The sequence below is a fragment of the Guptibacillus hwajinpoensis genome, assembly GCF_020171785.1.
Lineage (GTDB): Bacteria > Bacillota > Bacilli > Bacillales > Guptibacillaceae > Guptibacillus > Guptibacillus sedimenti.
Map to the genome: position 1 here is coordinate 1 of NZ_JAIVAE010000015.1, position 18,694 is coordinate 18,694.

The 18,694-nt window shown below is 41.5% G+C and carries 23 protein-coding genes and 1 pseudogene; 20 read left to right on the forward strand and 4 right to left on the reverse strand.

Going from position 1 to position 18,694, the window contains the following annotated elements:
- Positions 1-121: 121 nt before the first annotated feature.
- Positions 122-1,018 carry an ArsR/SmtB family transcription factor gene (locus tag LCL91_RS18805; RefSeq protein WP_224884642.1) on the reverse strand — a complete coding sequence of 299 codons (897 nt, stop codon included), beginning with the start codon at positions 1,016-1,018 and terminating at the stop codon, positions 122-124.
- A gap of 163 nt (positions 1,019-1,181) precedes the next feature.
- On the opposite strand from LCL91_RS18805, the gene LCL91_RS18810 reads away from it, so the two are divergent.
- The 13 genes and pseudogenes from LCL91_RS18810 to LCL91_RS18870 form a co-directional block, all read left to right on the forward strand.
- The gene (locus LCL91_RS18810; RefSeq protein WP_425589702.1) at positions 1,182-2,123 is read left to right on the forward strand and encodes a hypothetical protein; all 942 of its coding nucleotides are present in this window, start codon (positions 1,182-1,184) and stop codon (positions 2,121-2,123) included.
- A gap of 66 nt (positions 2,124-2,189) precedes the next feature.
- Entirely contained in the window at positions 2,190-2,393 is a 204-nt protein-coding gene (locus LCL91_RS18815) for a hypothetical protein (RefSeq protein ID WP_224884646.1), read from the forward strand.
- A complete protein-coding gene (locus LCL91_RS18820; protein ID WP_224884648.1) occupies positions 2,390-3,127 on the forward strand; it encodes a sensor histidine kinase in 738 nt (245 codons plus the stop codon). Before LCL91_RS18815 ends, LCL91_RS18820 begins: the two co-directional genes overlap by 4 nt.
- A 119-nt stretch (positions 3,128-3,246) precedes the next feature.
- Positions 3,247-3,414 carry a hypothetical protein gene (locus tag LCL91_RS18825; protein WP_224884650.1) on the forward strand — a complete coding sequence of 56 codons (168 nt, stop codon included), beginning with the start codon at positions 3,247-3,249 and terminating at the stop codon, positions 3,412-3,414.
- Positions 3,415-4,064: 650 nt separating this feature from the next.
- Positions 4,065-4,580, forward strand: coding sequence for a DinB family protein (locus LCL91_RS18830; protein ID WP_224884652.1), 516 nt, complete (start codon positions 4,065-4,067; stop codon positions 4,578-4,580).
- A 211-nt stretch (positions 4,581-4,791) separates the two neighbouring features.
- Entirely contained in the window at positions 4,792-4,959 is a 168-nt protein-coding gene (locus tag LCL91_RS18835; protein WP_224884654.1) for a DUF4083 domain-containing protein, read from the forward strand.
- 6 nt (positions 4,960-4,965) lie between these two features.
- Positions 4,966-5,421 carry a hypothetical protein gene (locus LCL91_RS18840; RefSeq protein WP_224884656.1) on the forward strand — a complete coding sequence of 152 codons (456 nt, stop codon included), beginning with the start codon at positions 4,966-4,968 and terminating at the stop codon, positions 5,419-5,421.
- A 25-nt stretch (positions 5,422-5,446) separates the two neighbouring features.
- Positions 5,447-5,620 carry a hypothetical protein gene (locus LCL91_RS18845; RefSeq protein ID WP_224884658.1) on the forward strand — a complete coding sequence of 58 codons (174 nt, stop codon included), beginning with the start codon at positions 5,447-5,449 and terminating at the stop codon, positions 5,618-5,620.
- A gap of 27 nt (positions 5,621-5,647) precedes the next feature.
- Positions 5,648-5,932: a hypothetical protein gene (locus LCL91_RS18850; protein ID WP_224884660.1), complete on the forward strand. Its 285-nt coding sequence runs from the start codon at positions 5,648-5,650 to the stop codon at positions 5,930-5,932.
- 148 nt (positions 5,933-6,080) lie between these two features.
- A complete protein-coding gene (locus LCL91_RS18855) occupies positions 6,081-6,935 on the forward strand; it encodes an SDR family oxidoreductase (protein WP_224884663.1) in 855 nt (284 codons plus the stop codon).
- 30 nt (positions 6,936-6,965) lie between these two features.
- Positions 6,966-7,205: a hypothetical protein gene (locus LCL91_RS18860; protein WP_224884665.1), complete on the forward strand. Its 240-nt coding sequence runs from the start codon at positions 6,966-6,968 to the stop codon at positions 7,203-7,205.
- A 44-nt stretch (positions 7,206-7,249) separates the two neighbouring features.
- A complete protein-coding gene (locus tag LCL91_RS18865) occupies positions 7,250-8,461 on the forward strand; it encodes a Bcr/CflA family efflux MFS transporter (RefSeq protein ID WP_224884874.1) in 1,212 nt (403 codons plus the stop codon).
- A gap of 2 nt (positions 8,462-8,463) precedes the next feature.
- Positions 8,464-8,664: pseudogene (locus LCL91_RS18870) on the forward strand (multidrug ABC transporter ATP-binding protein); the annotation flags it as partial.
- Between the two features lie 158 nt (positions 8,665-8,822).
- Here the strand turns inward: LCL91_RS18870 and LCL91_RS18875 are convergent.
- On the reverse strand, positions 8,823-10,052 hold the full coding sequence (locus LCL91_RS18875) for a hypothetical protein (protein WP_224884667.1): 1,230 nt from the start codon (positions 10,050-10,052) through the stop codon (positions 8,823-8,825).
- 158 nt (positions 10,053-10,210) lie between these two features.
- Between LCL91_RS18875 and LCL91_RS18880 the strand changes: the two genes are divergently transcribed.
- Both LCL91_RS18880 and LCL91_RS18885 read left to right on the forward strand, forming a co-directional pair.
- Positions 10,211-10,561, forward strand: coding sequence for a hypothetical protein (locus LCL91_RS18880; protein ID WP_224884669.1), 351 nt, complete (start codon positions 10,211-10,213; stop codon positions 10,559-10,561).
- 12 nt (positions 10,562-10,573) lie between these two features.
- Complete coding sequence (locus tag LCL91_RS18885) at positions 10,574-11,872, forward strand: DUF5050 domain-containing protein (protein WP_224884671.1); 1,299 nt, start codon at positions 10,574-10,576, stop codon at positions 11,870-11,872.
- A gap of 35 nt (positions 11,873-11,907) precedes the next feature.
- Here the strand turns inward: LCL91_RS18885 and LCL91_RS22275 are convergent, their stop codons facing one another.
- Together LCL91_RS22275 and LCL91_RS18890 are read right to left on the reverse strand one after the other, a co-directional pair.
- A complete protein-coding gene (locus LCL91_RS22275; RefSeq protein ID WP_369522972.1) occupies positions 11,908-12,279 on the reverse strand; it encodes a carbonic anhydrase in 372 nt (123 codons plus the stop codon).
- Positions 12,280-12,298: 19 nt separating this feature from the next.
- Positions 12,299-12,508, reverse strand: a complete 210-nt coding sequence (locus LCL91_RS18890) for a hypothetical protein (RefSeq protein ID WP_224884673.1) — start codon at positions 12,506-12,508, stop codon at positions 12,299-12,301.
- Positions 12,509-12,626: 118 nt separating this feature from the next.
- Between LCL91_RS18890 and LCL91_RS18895 the strand changes: the two genes are divergently transcribed.
- The 5 genes from LCL91_RS18895 to LCL91_RS18915 all read left to right on the forward strand — a co-directional run bounded on the left by LCL91_RS18895 (position 12,627) and on the right by LCL91_RS18915 (position 18,621).
- Positions 12,627-15,809 carry a DEAD/DEAH box helicase gene (locus LCL91_RS18895; protein ID WP_224884675.1) on the forward strand — a complete coding sequence of 1,061 codons (3,183 nt, stop codon included), beginning with the start codon at positions 12,627-12,629 and terminating at the stop codon, positions 15,807-15,809.
- A 157-nt stretch (positions 15,810-15,966) separates the two neighbouring features.
- Positions 15,967-16,818, forward strand: a complete 852-nt coding sequence (locus LCL91_RS18900) for a dimethylarginine dimethylaminohydrolase family protein (RefSeq protein WP_224884677.1) — start codon at positions 15,967-15,969, stop codon at positions 16,816-16,818.
- 56 nt (positions 16,819-16,874) lie between these two features.
- Positions 16,875-17,609 (forward strand): YqcI/YcgG family protein, encoded by a 735-nt coding sequence (locus LCL91_RS18905; RefSeq protein WP_224884679.1) that lies wholly within the window; start codon positions 16,875-16,877, stop codon positions 17,607-17,609.
- A 205-nt stretch (positions 17,610-17,814) separates the two neighbouring features.
- Complete coding sequence (locus tag LCL91_RS18910) at positions 17,815-17,988, forward strand: hypothetical protein (RefSeq protein WP_224884680.1); 174 nt, start codon at positions 17,815-17,817, stop codon at positions 17,986-17,988.
- 45 nt (positions 17,989-18,033) lie between these two features.
- Complete coding sequence (locus tag LCL91_RS18915; protein WP_425589699.1) at positions 18,034-18,621, forward strand: GNAT family N-acetyltransferase; 588 nt, start codon at positions 18,034-18,036, stop codon at positions 18,619-18,621.
- Positions 18,622-18,694: the final 73 nt, after the last annotated feature.

The window sequence follows — 18,694 nt, forward strand, 5'->3', positions numbered from 1 at the left end:
CGAATCCAACAAAAACTTGGATTCGCTTCACCGTCAGCTTTCTATAAAGACTATAAAAAAGCGAGTTAGAATTTCGGATTTTGCCTGTGTCCATATTTAGGGGGCTTGACCACAGGCACTACTAAAGAAGCTGATCTACCAACATCCTAAACTCCTCTGCAATCTCTTTATTCGCACTATAATAAAACGTATTTCGCTCATCTCTAATATGAAGATTCACTAATCCAGCCCCTCTTAAAATCGAAAGGTGGTGGTGGATATTTCCTTTTGCCATCCCGATTTCAGAAACAATGTCTGTGAAAGTATGGGACTCTTGAGACAGAAATTCGAGAATCTTTAATCGCTTTTCATCACCAAGTGCTTTTGTAAAACGGAGAAGTTCATTTCGTTCCTTTTTAGGATCCTTCACAGAATAACTAATATAAAGCGTATCTTTCAAATGATCGATCAATGCCATCGGTTGAATGTGAAGGGAAGGGATTAAGCATACGTTCTGAACCGTTTTCGACTCCACTACAAAACGACTAGCTTGCAAAATAACTTCCTCTCCGGAATCTTCTTCCAACATCTTTTGTTTACTCTCTGCATCAGCCGTTAATCGCTCCAAAACTCCCTCACGATGATCCTGAAAATATTGCGTATTCCATTCCTTTAACAATTTAATCGACTGATCTCGCTGCGCTAATAAATTTGTAGGTATCGCCCTTTGATCGTCGAGCGAAGAAGCGATCCGCTCAAACAATTCCCCAGCTGACATATTCCCTAACCATTCAAAAAAAGAATCGATGTCATGTTTATAAGGGGATTGTTCAATGAAAAGCACGAGTAAATCTTCAAAGAACAGATTCTCTTTTGATGCGATGGCCTGTTTCAATTCAGGGGAAAGCGATTCTTCCACTTCGCCTGGCCACTTAGAACCAAGATCTAAATATTTCATAAGGGTTTGTCTTTTATATAAAGAAAAGCTTAATAAGAGCTCATAAACTGTAGAAGCTAGCACACTAATGTTATAGGACATAGAAATTCCTCCGATCACTCAACTTTTTTATTAGCTTAACATAATGAGTTCTAAATTAGAATAATCTAAATTTTTTGTATTAACTCATTGACTGGATTTGTTAGTTCAATTAATATTGAACTAATTCAAAAGGTGGGAGGTTTTTACAATAACGTTCATTGAACTGCAAAGACAGGTAATTGATCTTGTTGAAAAGAAAGCCAATAAAGAAGCTTTGTCATTGATGGAACAAGCAAAAGAAAAGTTCCCTCAGAAACGTGACCGTTTGGGACATTGGATCGCAAGTTTGTACGTTTTAGAAGGAAAGCATCAGGAAGCTCTGGCTGAACTTCATGATGTGATTCAGCATGGATTATGGTGGAATCCAGAAATTTTGTCATCAGATCCTGAATTGAGCGCATTGAAACCCTATGCTGAGTTCAATACGATTTTGCTAGAATGCAAGAGGATGTATGAAGCCGAAAAAAAATCTGCCCATGCTCATTGCAGTACTCTAGGTAACCAGGAGGCAGAGACGGTTCTCTTCCCACTGCACTGGAAAGGATCGAATATCGAAGAGTTTTCGAAGCAGTGGTCTCATCCCGAAATTACAAACCATTACTTTATGGGTTTTCCTCAATCATCTCAGCTTTTTAGCTACCAATGCTACTCATGGGATGATGCAACAATGGCAATGAATGAAGTGAGAAGTACCTATCAATCGTTCATTCAACAGCATCATCTCTCTGAAAAAGTCCACATCATTGCAGGGGCATCACAAGGAGCGAATATCGCTACTCAAGTGAGTTTGCGAGCTGATGTAGAAGGGTTTCACAATTTTATTGGGATTGCTCCAGCTTTCGATCTTAAGGCACTACAAAAAATACTAAAAAATCAGCTGAATCCTCGTGCAAGAGGCTGCATTATTACAGGAGATCAAGATCCTTTCTATGAAACTGTATTGGCGGCGGTTCAACTTTTTGAAACGTATCAGATTCCGTGCAAACTCATTGTAAAAGAAGGAATGGGGCATGAATTTCCAAGTGATTTCCAAGGTGTGTTAGAAGAGGCCGTTCAATATGTAACAGAACGAGATACAAGCAGGGATGCCCTTTCTGGAAAATGAAACCAAATCTCTGGCGAATCGTACTAGTAAGAGAGAGAGTGAAAATTCGAAATGGGGAGATTGGAAATGGAGTCTAAAAAAAATCTATTGTTAAAACCCTACTGGATTATTAATTTGCTCGGCCTCTTACTTTTTGTCCTAATCGGAATGTTCCTTGTTGTGAACGACCATCTAACTGCGTTCACCATCGTTGCGATTTGCTATGGGTTTTTTATGTTAATTGGTCATTCGCTTTATCGCTCAAATCAAAAGTTTAAAAATAGAACATGACCATTTGCGTTTTGCAAGAACTCGCCAATACGTTTAATCAGTTACTTCAGCAGCTGGAAGAGCAGTTTGAGCGGGAGAAAAGTTTTGTCTCAAATGCTTCTCACGAATTAAGAACGCCACTAACTTCTTTTCGTGGTCATTTAAATTTGATTAAAAGGTGGGGTAAGAACGATCCCGCCGTATTGGAAACATCCATACAAGCCTTGGATGATGAAAGTAACCGAATGAAGCACATTTTAGAACAAATGCTCACCATTGCGCGAAATGAACATCTGGAAACAACTCCTGAAAAAGTGAATTTGTCCGAAATTGTTGAGGGAGTGATTGCGCAATTCGAAGCACGTTCACGTGTACCGATATCGGCAAATCTGGAGCAAAACGTCTTAGTATCAGGTGATCGTGAACAGCTTAGGCAAGTGGCGGTTATTATAGTAGAAAATGCAGAAAGGTATACAAAGGAAGGCAAGGTGACCGTCCTTTTAAAAGAGGCAGAGAACACGGTCATGTTAAGTATCTCGGATACAGGAATCGGTATTCCCCGTGAAGAAATACCGAAGATTTTTTCTCGCTTTTACCGTGTGGACAAAAACCGTTCACGAGAAACAGGTGGGACGGGACTTGGTTTATCGATCGCGAAGGAAATTGTCGAGAATCATCAAGGTAAGATTGAAGTGGAAAGTGAAGAAGCGGTTGGTAGCACATTTACTGTAGTACTACCCGTGATTTCGGGATAAAAAGTCTAAAGAAAGGTCGTCGCTTTTAAGTGAGTGAGAAAACAACCCAAAATTGGATAAATGTGTTAAAGTTATTTTGGTAATGGTTTGTAGTAAATCACTCAAAAGGAGCTGGAGAAGTGTCAATTCTTATTGCCTTATTTCCATTGTTTTTATGGTTAAGTATTTTTGGAGCTATCATCTATTTCATCGTTAGAAAAGTAAAACGTTCACGAAAAGCGCTTGAGGAACGTATTGAAGTTCTGGAGCGAAATCAAGCAGTGGTAAAAGATAAGAATGAGTTTTAAGGCCGTTCATGTTCCACTGGGTTTACTAGTGAAGACTTGTGCGATTCTTTTTATCGGTATCTTCTATCAATTGTTTACGATTTTTGAGATAGTATTCTTTTCTCTTCTTCTTATTTTTCTCATGATGATAATTGTTGATATTCGACGTAGTTCATTTAAAGAAAAAGACGCAAAATGGCCACGGAAGTACATTTTAATGAACGGCGCCTTCACACTAGTAAGCTTTCTCTAAAGGGAAAGCTTTTTTCATGATTCATTTCAAATATGTTGCTTATTTGGACTTTGTAGATTTTTGTATAAAAAACTTATGTGTAATTATGGCGACAGAGATCACTGTAATTACCAAGGCAAGAAGGTGCTTTATCCTATTTATCGAAACAAGTTATTTCACCGATCTGGATGGACATAACTTCGAATATCATACGGAAGCGTTAGAAAAACGGATACGTTAGTACAAACAAGACAAGGCATATATGGATTTTTGGAGTGAACCGAGTTAATGGGAGGGTAAATATGCGTTTTGCAACATAGATAAATTGACCATAAACCAATAAGAGTTTTATAGGTTTAGTAAACCCTTGAAGAGGAATACATAGTAGATGGAATAGGACTTTAGAGTGGGCGAACTTTAGACTACAGGAGGCAATACAATGAACGTATTAAAAGAGCAGTATGATTTGATCAAGCATACGCGTAAAGTTCTCTTTCACTTTTGTGAAAAAATCGAACAAGAGGATTATATAAAAGAAGTCGATGGATATGGATGGGGCTCGATCCGAAACCTGCATGTGCATATCGCTGAATGCTACCAGAGTTGGATTGGTCGATTTGCTCTTGAAACCTCTGAACCCGTCGTAAAAGAGTCAGATGTAACAGATGTTAATGAAATGAGAAAGGTTTTTGAGCGGGTTGATGAGCTTGTTTATCATTTTTTAGATGAGTATGATGAACGCTTCGATGAAAAGATTAGTCGGGTAGTTTCCTGGAAAGAAGAGGAAGAAGAACTTTCTCCCTTATGGTTACTCACGCACACGATTACACATGAATTTCATCACAAGGGGCAGATTGTGATACTTGCTCGTGCTCTTGGCTATGAGCCTGTTGATACGGATCTATTAACCCCAGCTGATATTAACCGGTATTTAGACTATCCTGAACAAGGCTAATTGAAAGACTATAGTAGAAAGACGACTTGTGCATGCACAAATCGTCTTTTTTTATTTTATTTGATCTGGGTGATAGACGACTTTGTTAATAATGGTAAATAAGGGAAACAAACGTTTAAAGAAATGGTAAAATCAAGGTGAGGTATAGAAGGAGCAAGTAATTTGCCTTGCTATGTGTTATAAAAATTACACGTAAGGGACAGGTGATCATATGGGCGATATCGTATTTCAACTGATTTCGTTTTCTTTCATGTTGGGCTTAGTAGCGGGAATTGTCTTTTTAATCATAAATTTGAAAAAGAGAAGTTCGAAGCTTGATCGCGTCGAAAAAAAGGTCGATCAGCTGCTTGAAAGAAAAGAATCACAGTCTGATCGATAGGGAGGAATGGCTATTTTATTTAGGATTTTAGATGGTTTTTTGTTTCTTTTCATTACGCTCCTACTAATCTATGACTACTTTCCAACGTTCTTTTTAAAAGAAGTTCTTCCTCAATATGTTATCTTTTTGTTGTTGCTTGGTATGCTTTTTATCAATGCTATCAACAAAAACAAGCAAATGTCCCCTGTGAAAGACACGTTCAAGTCACAGCTTTTCTTTCTCCTCTATGTTTTTATTTTGATGTTTGTTCTAGACTTGGCTGGTGGAGAATCGACGGTAGGATTATCTTTTGAAAATCGAATTTTCTGGCTCGTGGTGTTCATCGCGATGGCTGGTCTTTTTATTACTCTTTTGGTGAGGCAAATTCGACTATGGAAATATGGTGCGATTCTTATTCATCCAAGTCGTCGTTATGAGGGGGAAGTGGAAGAAGAGCTGGAAGGTGGGGATTCGGAGGAATAGATTCAGAGAAGACGGAGGTGTTCAAATGAGTCAAATGCAGGGAATACTGCTTGGTGTCGTAATAGGCATTGCGCTTGCGATTGGTTTTAATGTTGGAATCGCGGTGACTGACAATATCGTAATAAGCATTGTGATCGCTTTAGTCGCGGGATTACTCGCTAGAGTGGTTGGCAAGCTTATCATCAAAGGGATGAAATAGATTGCATTGTATAGAAAAGAGATGATTATGAAGCAGAGTATTTTGACGAAGAAGAGTAGAAAGGTTGTAAGAGGGCTTATTTATGCCGCGCTCTTTATTGGAGCTATTCAATTTTGGTTTGATCGGGATCCTTTAAATGATTATGTTGGTTATGGATTTTTACTTATGTTTTGGTTCATTCGAATGGTACATAGCGGGATGAGAAATCTGAACGATGGCTACTCAAATCGTGCGATGTTGGATTTTGGCTTGGCGATAATGAGTGGTCTAGCTGTTCTGGCAGTATGGACGACTTATTTCATCGGTTTCTAAGCATGGGGCAAAAGATGGAGACTAATCCATTCTTACCCTTTTCTGTATGGTTTCGCTTACAAATGTTTACACCTTTTTTATCCGTGGTATTTCAATAAAACAGCATTATTAAACTAACCATTATGGAAGAAAAAAGGAGAGATACACCGTGGATAAAAACGGACAACCAAAACAAACACAGTCAGAGCAACCTGGAATTGAATCGCAAATGACGCCTTTACCTGATCAACCGCATGAATACATAGGCAGTCACAAACTTGAGAACAAAGTGGCCCTTATCACGGGTGGGGACAGCGGCATTGGTCGCGCTGTGGCCATCGCCTATGCAAAAGAAGGGGCACACGTCGCGATCAACTATCTTGAAAAAGAACAAAGTGACGCGGACGAAACAAAGAAATTTGTGGAGGAAGAAGGCGTCAAATGTCTCTTGATTCCGGGAGATGTATCGGAAGAGAAAGAATGTAAGGATCTGATCGACAAAACGCTTGATCACTTTGGAAAGCTTGATATTCTCGTCAATAACGCAGCGATTCAATTTCCAACGGAAAGCATTGAAGACATTTCTTATGAGCAGTGGGATCAAACGTTTAAAACAAATGTGTATTCCGTCTTCAATATGACAAAGTACGCGGTTCCGCATCTGCAAAAAGGAAGCTCGATTATTAATACAACGTCGATTAATCCATATACAGGAAACAAAGTGTTAATTGACTATACGTCAACAAAAGGTGCCATTGTGGCGTTTACACGCAGTATGGCAGCGAACCTTGTGGATAAAGGCATTCGTGTGAATATGGTAGCACCAGGACCAATCTGGACACCACTCATTCCATCTACGTTTGATGAAGATTCCGTTGCAGAATTTGGTACGGACAATCCAATGGGACGTCCGGGTCAACCGTCTGAACTGTTCGGCCCTTATGTCTTATTGGCGTCTGATGACGGTTCTTACATGACTGGTCAGTGTATTCACGTAAACGGAGGAGACTTTATGTCCTCCTGATCGTTTTAAGCGGTGAGGTTGGCGGTCGAAATGGCCGTTTATTGGCTGGAAATGGGATATATTGGCCAAACTCGAGATTTATTGGCTAAAATCACAATTTATTGGCTAAACCGCGCTTATACAAAAAGTCCGCTCCCTCATGGGTCAGCATTCATGAGGGAGCGGACTTCCGTTTGCATGATCAGTCAAACGATTTCTGCCCCCGCAGGAATCGTTTTTAATTTTCTAAATGAAATCATTTCGATTGTATTGGAAATGATGGTTTGCTAGAATCAGATGAACGTGTAACTAGAGAAGAGAAAGGTGTCACATTTATGCTTCATAACCCAACAGGAAAAGAACGGATCGGACTCGCTTTACTACTAGGGATGCTCGGAATTATGGGCCCATTAAATATTGATATGTATCTCCCTAGTTTTCCAGGGATTGCGAGTGATTTAAATGCGAGCGCTTCGCTCGTTCAGTTAAGTTTAACAACCTGTCTCATTGGACTTGCGATTGGGCAAATTGTAATAGGTCCTTACAGTGATGCACAGGGAAGACGTAAGCCATTATTGATTTTTATTTTCTTATTTGCGGTTGCCTCCATTCTTTGTGCAGTCGCACCGAACATTCTAACACTCGTGATTGCCCGTTTCCTTCAGGGCTTTACAGCATCAGCAGGTGTTGTACTCTCACGTGCGGTTGTTCGCGATGTGTTCAGTGGACGAGAGCTCACGAAGTTCTTCGCGCTATTGATGGTGATCAATGCAACGGCACCGATGATTGCGCCAATTGCAGGTGGAGCGATTTTACTTCTGCCATTTGCGACGTGGAATACGATTTTTTATTTCCTCGGAATTCTTGGATTGATTATCGTAACGGTCATTGGCCTCCGGCTACCAGAAACGTTACCAGCTGAAAAAAGGATGCCAAGCACGGTAAAGCAATCGGTTCGTACGATGGGAAGTTTGCTGAAAGACCGTTCCTTTATTGGCTATGCATTAACGATTGGATTTGTACACGGTGGTAGCTTTGCCTACGTTTCCGGAACGCCTTTCGTTTACCAGGGGATTTACAACGTTTCGCCGCAGTTGTTTAGTCTATTATTTGGGATTAACGGGCTCGCGATTATTTCAGGGAGCTTTATGATTGGTAAGTTAAGTGCCTACTTTCATGAAAGAAGCTTGCTTCGAACCGCAGTGATTACGGCGGTATCGGCGACATCGTTCTTACTTGTTATGACGATTATAGAAGGACCGCTTGCGACGCTCGTCATTCCAATTTTCATTTACATGACGGCGATGGGAATGGTGCTTACAAGTACGTTTACGCTTGCGATGGATAAGCAGGGACACAGGGCAGGTAGTGCCAGTGCCGTACTTGGTATGCTGCCGCTGCTATTCGGTTCAATGGTTTCACCGCTTGTTGGAATTGATGAATCAACTGCCGTTCCAATGGGGGCGATTCTATTTACAACGTCTTCGATTGGGGCGATTACTTTCTTTACGCTTACAAAAAAACAGCGTGATCAAGCGACTTCCTAAAGGAAGTCGCGATTCAAAAATCACTTGAGGCGTTAACAGAAGGGCGTACAACGCTTGTGATTGCCCACCGTCTTGCCACCATTAAAAATGCTGATCGGAAAATGGTTGTGACGAAGGACGGGATTGCCGAGCAAGGAAACCATGCGGAGCTTATCGAATCAAGCGTTATTTACAGCCGTCTGCATAAAGCTCAGTTTGGGTGATATATGAAACGATCTCTATCATAAGTAGGGATCGTTTTTTTATTTTCGAAGTGTCATCCTATCATTTGGAATAAAAATGTTCGTTTCGTATGAAAAGCTTTTTATGGATATTCGCTGTTTACTTGTATATTTAAACTATATATATTTTTTTCTACTCATCACCTGTCTGCGTTTGATTTCCTTTCGGTCGGGAAAGGGGTCTGTTCTTGTTGTGAATCATTTTCCTCATCCTTGGACGCATTAGCTGTTTTGTAGCGCTGCTGCTGTCGATATCCATACGTTGACGAAAGAATGACTTCTTCATCTTCAAGTGCGGATCCAAGTGCGCCAATAATGATTGAAATACTCGTAGCTGTCCACGTGATGTAGAAGTAGTTATCATACCCAACTGGTCCGGATAATTGCGATTCTAACAGCCCCATTGGAATGAAGGCTAGAACGGCTAAGCCAAACATAAAGAATAAAATAATGTAATAAATCCCTATCGTGACGAGTAGCGTCAAAATCGTGGCGGTGTTATACAGCTTTCGAAGGTATTTTGCGCGATCCTGTCTTGGTTTTTCCCATAAATTATGGGCCATGACAATCCACCCGACCATCAAAAAGGAAGACACGACCATTAGCATAAACATTCTCCATAGTCCGTAGCTGTTACTTAATTGCCAGAGAGTGGGGAAAACAAGTGCGTAAGAGCCCGTCGCAAAGGCAAAAATAATCACTTTTTTAAAGGCTGGGAAGATGGCCCATGGTCGGTTGGCGCGAACCATGCCGGTTAAGATGCGTAAAGCACCGCTGAAGCGGGATTTCACAATATACTGCACATCAATGAGGGAGTCTTCTTCTTTTGTCACGCGTTTAATTGGAGAAAATCGTTCCACGCTCCCCCTTTTAAAAAGTTGCTTGGAGCCTTTGTCTTTCAACTTCTCGTTTTGCTGATCACTTTTCGCCTGTATCCTTTGTTGTGCCTTTTCGCGATCTTTTTCAGGACTTCCATAATACATTTCATTCACTAACTGCAGGATCGATTGCCGAATGCGTTTCACCATCGGAGTAGATCCGAGGCCTGGAAGACTGATGATAGCCACTTTGTGATCCGTAGACGCTTCAGCTAAGATAGGCCTCTTTCCATCAAAGAAGGGCAAGTCCGTTAAACAAACGATATAGTCCCAATCTTCGTTTTCTTTTCTTTTACAGCCCGCTTCTAATATTTCTTCAGGGTTTTCCGTAACGCCAGTGAGTGGATCCACCCTTGAATCAACGTTCCATTCGCATTCATCTCTCACATAATAGCTTAGTAGCTCAGGTAACTCGCCGCTTAATTGTTCACTAAGCTTTTTGGGGTATCCGGGTGGTGTGACCAAACCAACCGATAATGTTCCTTGACTCACGTTCTTTTCCTCCCACATCAATTTTTATAATAAGGAATAGATTCCCTCTTTTAGCGGAGTAAAACGGATTTTTTGTCGAAAAATGGATAAAACCAATCTTGAGTTTATTTCCAATATTTGAAATAATTGTAGAGATTAAGTAGAGAAGGAGACTTGTCTTGTTAGAAGTAATTGATGCACTTGTTCCTACATTTATCGCGTTCGGTTTTCCACTCGCTGCTTATATCTTCAGCTACGTGAAGATGGCTGAGGCGGAGCGTAAGGAAGTGAGAGAAACCTTTCTTACATTAAAATCTCTTTTGACAGGAGGATTCATTGGGTTAGGTTTATTTGTTGTCGCGATAGGAGATGCCCTCACCATCAATAGCTTGAAAGTGATTGGCCTCCTTTTTCTTATTCCTGGGACGGTTTTTACGAGCGTGATGGTTTGGAAAAGAAGCAAAGTAAAAGGGATGACGACTGTACTTTTTTTAAGTGCAGTTATTTATTTTTGGGGACTGCCCGTGTAAGGGGGGAAATGAATGAAACAAAAAACAGTTTTATATGCTAGTCTAATTTGTTTGGTCTTGCTTGCTGCGTCCATTTCATACAACTTTCTCAATGAGGAAGATCAGTATCTTGGATTTACGGGATTAGGGGATTCGGTTAAGCTTTCAGAAGATGACCGTAAATTCTACTTTTCTTATTATCAAGATGGGATCGAATCGATCTATCGCGCAAATAGTGATGGCAGTGCAGTTGAACAATTAACACATCCGGATGAGCAACGGCATCGAAAGCCAGCCTTATCTCCAAACGGAGAGAAGCTCCTCTATTTATCGGAAAATCGTGATCGCATTCAGTCATTGTACATAGCGGATGTGAATGGGGAGAATCCTAAGAAACTAACGGATGATACGATTCATGTCGAAGAAGCAGTCTTTTCTGAGAACGAAATCTATTTTGTCGGAATGCCGGCAGAAGCCGTTGGAAAAGCCGAAGGGGAAACGAAAGAAGGATTTGATCTCCATTCGGTCGATCTGGACGGGGAAAATGAGCAAAAGTTAACCGATCAAGATCATTTTACAATGAACCATCTTGCTATTTCGACTGATGGTTCCGAGCTCTATTACACGTTATTTAATGGGAATCGTGATCAAATCTATGCTTATCATGTAGAAGATAAGAGAGAAAGCATGGCGGATTGGGTACCGACTGAAGTTGGCTCTTTATATGACTATGATTACGATGAAGAAAAACAAGCGTTTACTTATACAGATGTGTCAGAGGAATCCGACAGCTCATTATTCAAATATGAACTCTACTATCGAGATTTAGATGAGGGTGAGACAAAGCAACTCACGACATTAGAATCTTCTGTTGTGTCACCGGATTTCTTTCATCAGTCTGACAAAATCGCTTTTCTTGAGTATACGAATTGGTCTGGCCATCCAGAAAAGTATCAATTGAAGACGGTAGCCATCAATACGGGAGAAATGAATAACGTTACAATGGATCTTCCGGAATCCACAAACAGCCACTGGCTAAGAGAAGCGCTGAACATACTCACGAGCTCTACGACAATCGCGATTCTGTACACCGTGCTGCTTTGTTTGGTCACGCTCTATTTCTTTAAAAAATCAGGGAAGCCATATCGGACAGGCCTGATTAGCTTACTACTAGCAGTCGCTGTTTTTATGAGCAGCTTTATTTTTGGGATGTTGACGAATCCGTGGGTTGGTATTGCCATTAGCATTGTAGCGATTGGTATGGTGCCAAGTAGTTTAATCGCATTACTTATAGGGTTTTTAATAAGGAAATTCTCTAAAAAGTCTAAGTAAAAGAGCCGTCTCCTATTATGGAGCGGCTCTTTTACTTAGGTGCAGACAACCTCGATACGTCCATATTCATCGACCCAAAGGCCAATAACGTGAGCGAACCCCCATGACCTTACAACCTGAGTGGACGTAGCAATGTCTTTAAAATGTTGGCATTTACTCACTGGGTTCGCAGCACAGTCAAAATGACCCACCACCGCAATGACTTGAGAAGCGTATGCAGTTAAGGACACGATGGTGTTTTCTCTTAATCGGGCAACTTCGCATGCAGGGCCATGAGACAGGACCCGGTCCATGCCTGGCTCTGTAATCAAGTCAACGAGCCCGTACTGCACTTTAAGCCACTCTGTTACTGGGATTTGTGTGCGGCCATCAATGCAATTTAATGCGGTTCCGAATCGATTTCTCATTTAACACCTTCAATTCCCGCTAACGTCCACGGCATGGGCAATAGCTGTAGGTTAATCGATAACCTGGATAATAAGTGGCTGGCCCGTGGTGAAAGCCATAGCCATGGTAATAACTTCCGTGTCCATGGTGGTACTTGAATCCAGGATGATCGCTTCCATATCCATGATGGTAACCGAATCCGGGATAGTCGCTTCCGTAGGCAGCGTCATAAAGTGGTCGTTGCAACATCGGGTCCCCCTTCAACAGTTGTACGTTAGTGTATGTAAACAGATGAAGGGGCGTATAGGCATAGAATTTCGCTACTATGATAAAATGAAACAACCATATAATAAAGGATCGGGATGACATGGATCGTAAAATCAACAATAAGCTTATAAAAGAAATGTGTGGGGAACGCTCTTTTAAAAAGGGGGAGTCTTATTTCAATTCCAATAAAGTGACGCTTCATCACGCTCACTCGATGAGATATGAAGCGACAGTTCACGGAATGGAAGACTTTTATGTCACGGTAACGACAGATGCAAATGGACACATCAAAGCAGCATGTAGCTGCCCTTCGCTTGCAACCTTTCAAAAAGATTGTCAGCACATTGCGGCCGTGTTAATCGGCATCCGTCACGCGCAACAAAAAGAAACGGCCGTGCAGGATGAGAATAGACTAGCGGAAGATTTCATGACGCTATTTACCGACAAATTAACGCCAGAAAGCGGTCACCAACGCTTTTTTGAAAAGCGAAAGGTGCTTGATGTGGGGTTTACCTTGAAGCCTGTTTCACTTCGCGATCAGGATTTACTGGGGATTGAAGTTGCTGTCGAACACGTGAAAGTTTCTTCGATTCGCGACTTTCTTCACGATGTACACGAGGGGAACGTCAATGAAGTCTCTCCTGACGTAATCTATCATCCTGACAGTCACTGCTTTTCAAATGAAGCAGATGCCATTCTCCATCATTTAATCCGCGTGGCTCGTGATGAAAAAACGTTGCTTCAATCGCTCCCTTTGTGGCGTGATGATCAGCGGTCCGATACGTTACTGATCTCGCCTTCTTCATGGAGCAATTTGATCTCGTTCATTACTAGCGCTGACAATGTCAAAATTGCCCATCGAGGCTCTTTGTTAGAACACGTAAGAGTAGAAAAAGGCTCGCCGCCGATTCGCTTTTTGATTGACGTATGGGATGAGAAACACTGCCGCATAACGATTAAAGGTTTCGAGCAGATGACGCTTTTGCATAGCTATCAATCGCTTTTATACAAAGGAATCATCTTTCAACTGGATAGACAAGACTTTACCCGCATGGCTGAGTTAAAGAAGATGCTTCCGTCAGAGAACAATCAGATTCCAATTCCGTACGAACAAATGGATCAATTTCTTGAAAAGGTTGTTCCCGATTTGAAGCGAATGGGGCAAGTGGAGCTATCAAAAGCATTTCGTGAAACGTATATGAAAACCCCGTTAAAGGCACGGCTCTATCTTGATCGTTTGAAAAACCGACTACTGGCAGGGCTTGAATTTCAGTATGAAGAAGTGGTTATTCAGCCATTAGAACGGCGGGATGCTCCGGGTTCGACAATCATTCGCGACATCGAGCGTGAAGAAGAAATTCTAACCATAATGGAAGAGAGCGGATTTTCAAAAACAGATGGCGGATACATGATGCAAAATGAAGAACTTGAGTATAATTTTCTTCATCATACCGTTCCAAAACTACAATCCATGTTGAAGCTTTACGCGACAACAGCTGTTCGAAATCGACTCGTTCGAAAGAAGCAATATCCCAAAATAAATGTAAAGCTGAAGAAACGAGAGCGGACAAATTGGTTAGAATTCACCTTTGAAATGGATGGCATATCTGACAATCAAATTCGAGAGATATTAGCGGCATTAGAAGAAAAGCGTAAGTATTATCGCCTGCCAAATGGATCGCTTTTGTCCCTTGAAACGAAAGAAATGGAGGATATGCATGAGTTTCTAACCACGGTCCCCCCGCAGGAACAGTTTGAGCCATATTTTTCGCTTCCGGTTAAAAAAAGCGCGAGTTTAATGGGGACAATTGAAACGAATAGCATCTTTCTAGCAGACGCATCGTTTCGTAACTTTCTAGACACGATGCGTCTTCCGGATCAAGATGAGTTTAAAGTGCCCGAATCGTTGGATCACATTTTGAGAGATTATCAAATACAGGGCTATCAATGGATGAAAACCTTAGCGAGCTACGGGTTTGGCGGAGTGTTAGCGGATGATATGGGACTTGGAAAAACGCTGCAAAGCATCACGTATATCGTGTCTGAGCTTAACGCTATTCGTGAAGAGCATAAACCGGTTCTGATCGTGTGTCCTTCCTCGCTTACGTATAATTGGTTCAATGAAATAAAGAAGTTTGCTCCGGAGCTTCAAGCGCAGATTATTGATGGCAATCAATCAACGCGAGACAAGCTTCAGCAGACGAGCAAGGAGATGGATGTGGTGATTACGTCTTATCCGTTACTTCGTCGCGACATCCACTGGTATGAAAAGAAAACCTTCCATACGGTCTTTTTTGATGAAGCTCAAGCGTTTAAAAACCCTTCCACCCAAACGGCCAGAACGGTTAAGAAAATCAAAGCGGATCACCGGTTTGGTTTAACTGGCACTCCGGTAGAAAATGCGATTGAAGAGCTTTGGTCGATTTATCACGTTGTCTTTCCAGAGCTTTTTAAAGGGATCAAAGCCTACAGCAATTTAACGAAGAAAACGATCGCAAGGAGAGTGCACCCCTTTTTATTAAGAAGAATGAAAGAAGACGTTCTGGCAGAGTTACCAGAAAAGCTTGAGTCATTGGAGTTAACCGAGCTATTACCTGAACAGAAAAAGCTTTACGCCGCATACCTTGCAAAGCTAAGAACCGATACGTTGAAGCATCTCGATCGAGACACGATTCGTAAAAATCGCATTAAGATCTTAGCTGGGTTAACGCGTCTGCGCCAGATTTGTTGTCACCCATCTCTATTTGTGGACGGCTATCATGGGAGTTCGGCTAAGTTCGAGCAGCTGCTTCAGATTATCGAAGATTCGAGACGATCCGGGAGGAGAATGCTGATTTTCTCTCAATTTACAAAAATGCTTCAGTTGATCGGAAGAGAGCTTGCAGCAAGAGGACAAAGCTTTTTCTACCTGGATGGGGAGACGCCCGCTGAAGAACGAGTGGAGACGTGTGATCGATTTAATGATGGCGAACGAAATGTGTTTCTCATTTCTTTAAAAGCTGGGGGAACGGGTTTGAATTTAACCGGAGCGGATACGGTCGTTCTTTATGATCTCTGGTGGAATCCCGCTGTTGAAGAACAAGCGGCAGACCGAACGCATCGGATTGGCCAAGATAAGGTGGTCAACGTCGTTAAACTTGTCGCAAGGGGGACGATTGAAGAAAAGATGAATGATCTTCAGGAGAAAAAGCGTGAGCTCATTTCAGAATTAATTGATTCAGAAGAGAAAACAAAGACTTCCTTAACCGAAGAAGATATTCGTGAGATTTTAATGGAGTCGTAGAAATAAATGACAAGAGCCTGGGCTAGAAACTGCTTCGGGCTTTTCTTTTTCTCACAACCACCTCTTTACGAAAAAACAATTTCTTCCTGAAGGTTTTACGTGTCGAATGAGAGGGAATTGAGGTTTTAAAATGTGAGATTTAGTGGAGGTTAGGAAAATGAACGGAGTCGCCGTTGGTCATAAAATACAGTGCAAGTCCGAATACGAAACTCTCAAAAACGTGGTTGTTGTAAAACCATCGTTTATGAGAATTACAGAAATCATAAATGAAACCCAAAAGCATTATGAAAAGAGCAACATTAACATTCCGCTCGCCCTCGAACAACACGAAGCATTTGTGAAAGTGTTAGAAGCAAATGGGGCTAACGTAAGAGAACTGCAAGCTGCATCGAGTCTACCTGAGCAAGTTTTTACTCGTGATATTGGCTTTGCGATTCACGATGAACTATTCGTTGCGACGATGAATGAACAAGTCCGCCAGCCAGAAGTAAATACGGTAAAAGCGTTCCTTGAAGAGAATGAAATCTCTTACCAGGAAGGTTTACCAGAATCGATTGAAGGTGGCGATGTCGTGGTGGACGGTTCCACGATTTGGGTGGGGAATAGTGGCCGAACGTCACAAGTCGCGATTCAAGAACTGCAAAAGCGCTTGCCAGCTTACACAGTTGTACCATTGTCGTTAAGAGAGGATATCCTTCACCTCGATTGCGTATTTAACATTATTAGTGAAGAGATCGCGCTTGTTTATCCATCAGCTTTTACAAAAGATGATTTAAGCAAATTGGAAGCGCGATTTCAGTTAATTCACGTGACAGAGGAAGAACAGTTCTATATGGGACCGAATGTGCTTTCAATTGGAGAGGGAAAGATCGTCAGTCTTTCGCAAAACAAACGCTTAAATCGTATCTTAACGGCACATGGGTTCCGCGTTCTTCCGATAGATTTCTCTGAGATTATTAAATCGGGTGGGTCCTTTCGCTGCTGTACTCTTCCGCTTGAACGAAGCTAATCTTCTAGCGGAAGTCGATTTTGTCGCTAGCCAACTTATAAAAAGGAGTCGTGAGAATGTTAAAAACAGAAAGTCGCTACTTGTTAACGAAAGAAGATATCGAAACTCGTGAAGATCTTCCAACGTGGTTGAAGGAGGAGTATGAAACTTTCAGCCAATTAGTAACAGACCCGACCTTCCCATGTTTTTTTGGTCGAACTGCTCAGCTTAAAGGTGAACTTCGCTATGCTTATATTGAACATAAGGATTGGTCGAATTTACCGGAGGCCGTTGAAAGCTTTCTAAGCTTGTTCCAAAAGCCAACAAAAATCAGACACGGCTTATTCATTTTCGTAGAGCCCGAAAGCAAAGAAAAGTCCATTGATGAGTATCGATCGCAGTTCTGGGATATCCTTCAATATTTACATAATCACGATCGCTTCCCTTGGCCGAGCGATGCACCGAAAGATCCAGAGCACTACTTATGGGACTTTCACTTTGCTGGAGAGCCAATCTTTACCTTTGGCAATGCGCCAGCTTATAAGCAGCGTAAAACAAGAAACCTTGGCAATAGCTTGATTCTCGGATTTCAACCTCGTGCTATTTTCCAAGGGTTGGAAGGCACTGAAAAAGGCGGCATCATGTCACGTGAAAAAGTTCGCGCTCGTGTCGAGGCATGGGACCAGCTTCCGAAGCACCCGGATATTAGTCATTTCGGCGACCCCGATCACAATGAATGGAAACAATCGTTTATTGGTGACGACGTGACGCCAATTGAAGGGAAGTGTCCTTTCTTTCATAAAGGTTCTTAAAGACAACGATCAGCCTGAGTAGGGAAAGTTCCTGCTCAGGTTTTTTTGCGAGGGGAAGTAAGTGAACGGATAGTGGAATAATATGTTAAAATGGAACGTACCATCAAGGCAAAAAAAAGCATAGTTCAAGAAAGCTGAAACGGATGCGAACATGCTCCTACCTGTAAGGTGAACCAACTTTGGTTTTTTCCTGGGAGGTACTCAGATGAAGGGTCAAAAGAAAGAGAAAAAGAAAAAGGATTTCTTTAAAATTCAGAATGAGTATAGACGAAAAGTACGAGAAAAAGGGGAACAACCTTCACCAACTTCTGAATTAAAAAGCATCGTGCTGATCCTTTTCACTTTGATCTTAATGAAGTGGTTGTATATGTTTATTTGATCTTCATAAATGGATAAGGAGAATGCCGTAGAGGAGGCGTTTTTATTGAACAGCATAATGAAAGGGCTACCAAATCTAGAAACGGAACATTTTTATCTACGGAAAATAAATACGGATGATATCCCAGCTATTTTTGATTATGGTTCGAATCCAAACGTTTCGAAACAGGTAAGCTGGGAAACACATCAGACGGTAGCAGACACGAGGGTGTTTGTGGATATGATTGTAGAAGGATATGCTCAAGGAACGAAAGCGCTGTGGGGAATGGAGTTAAAATCTACTGGAAAGCTTGTCGGAACAATTGATTTTGTCACGATTCAAGAACGTCATCGAAAAGCGGAAATCGGCTATGTGCTTTCGGAAGATTGCTGTGGAAAAGGGTATATGACGGAAGCTGCCAGAAGAATCATTGCATTTGGATTTGAAGAGCTTCAGCTAGAACGCATTCAAGCAAGGTGCTTTGTTGACAACGAAGGTTCTGCGCGAGTGATGGAAAAGGTCGGCATGTCTTATGAAGGAACCATGAGAAGCGCGATGTTTGCGAAGGGGAAGTTTCGTGATTTAAAAATGTATGCGATTGTTTCGGAAGATTATTTGAAATGTCGTAATAACAACATTAAAAGATGTGAGTGAAAACGCCCTTTTTCTAGGTCGTTTTCTTTTGTTGACGAATCATTTAAGTTAGATTACTATCTAATTAGGTAGT

Bases quoted from the DNA above. Each gene is read 5' to 3' on its own strand.
- LCL91_RS18860 (WP_224884665.1), top strand. From the start codon at position 6,966: ATGGCCGTTTATTGGCTGGAAATGGGATATATTGGCCAAACTCGAGAT.
- LCL91_RS18820 (WP_224884648.1), top strand. From the start codon at position 2,390: ATGACCATTTGCGTTTTGCAAGAACTCGCCAATACGTTTAATCAGTTA.
- LCL91_RS18865 (WP_224884874.1), top strand. From the start codon at position 7,250: ATGCTTCATAACCCAACAGGAAAAGAACGGATCGGACTCGCTTTACTA.
- LCL91_RS18815 (WP_224884646.1), top strand. From the start codon at position 2,190: ATGGAGTCTAAAAAAAATCTATTGTTAAAACCCTACTGGATTATTAAT.
- LCL91_RS18850 (WP_224884660.1), top strand. From the start codon at position 5,648: ATGAAGCAGAGTATTTTGACGAAGAAGAGTAGAAAGGTTGTAAGAGGG.
- LCL91_RS18905 (WP_224884679.1), top strand. From the start codon at position 16,875: ATGTTAAAAACAGAAAGTCGCTACTTGTTAACGAAAGAAGATATCGAA.
- LCL91_RS18910 (WP_224884680.1), top strand. From the start codon at position 17,815: ATGAAGGGTCAAAAGAAAGAGAAAAAGAAAAAGGATTTCTTTAAAATT.
- LCL91_RS18835 (WP_224884654.1), top strand. From the start codon at position 4,792: ATGGGCGATATCGTATTTCAACTGATTTCGTTTTCTTTCATGTTGGGC.
- LCL91_RS18895 (WP_224884675.1), top strand. From the start codon at position 12,627: ATGGATCGTAAAATCAACAATAAGCTTATAAAAGAAATGTGTGGGGAA.
- LCL91_RS18900 (WP_224884677.1), top strand. From the start codon at position 15,967: ATGAACGGAGTCGCCGTTGGTCATAAAATACAGTGCAAGTCCGAATAC.
- LCL91_RS22275 (WP_369522972.1), bottom strand. From the start codon at position 12,279: ATGAGAAATCGATTCGGAACCGCATTAAATTGCATTGATGGCCGCACA.
- LCL91_RS18830 (WP_224884652.1), top strand. From the start codon at position 4,065: ATGAACGTATTAAAAGAGCAGTATGATTTGATCAAGCATACGCGTAAA.
- LCL91_RS18890 (WP_224884673.1), bottom strand. From the start codon at position 12,508: ATGTTGCAACGACCACTTTATGACGCTGCCTACGGAAGCGACTATCCC.
- LCL91_RS18805 (WP_224884642.1), bottom strand. From the start codon at position 1,018: ATGTCCTATAACATTAGTGTGCTAGCTTCTACAGTTTATGAGCTCTTA.
- LCL91_RS18840 (WP_224884656.1), top strand. From the start codon at position 4,966: ATGGCTATTTTATTTAGGATTTTAGATGGTTTTTTGTTTCTTTTCATT.
- LCL91_RS18885 (WP_224884671.1), top strand. From the start codon at position 10,574: ATGAAACAAAAAACAGTTTTATATGCTAGTCTAATTTGTTTGGTCTTG.
- LCL91_RS18845 (WP_224884658.1), top strand. From the start codon at position 5,447: ATGAGTCAAATGCAGGGAATACTGCTTGGTGTCGTAATAGGCATTGCG.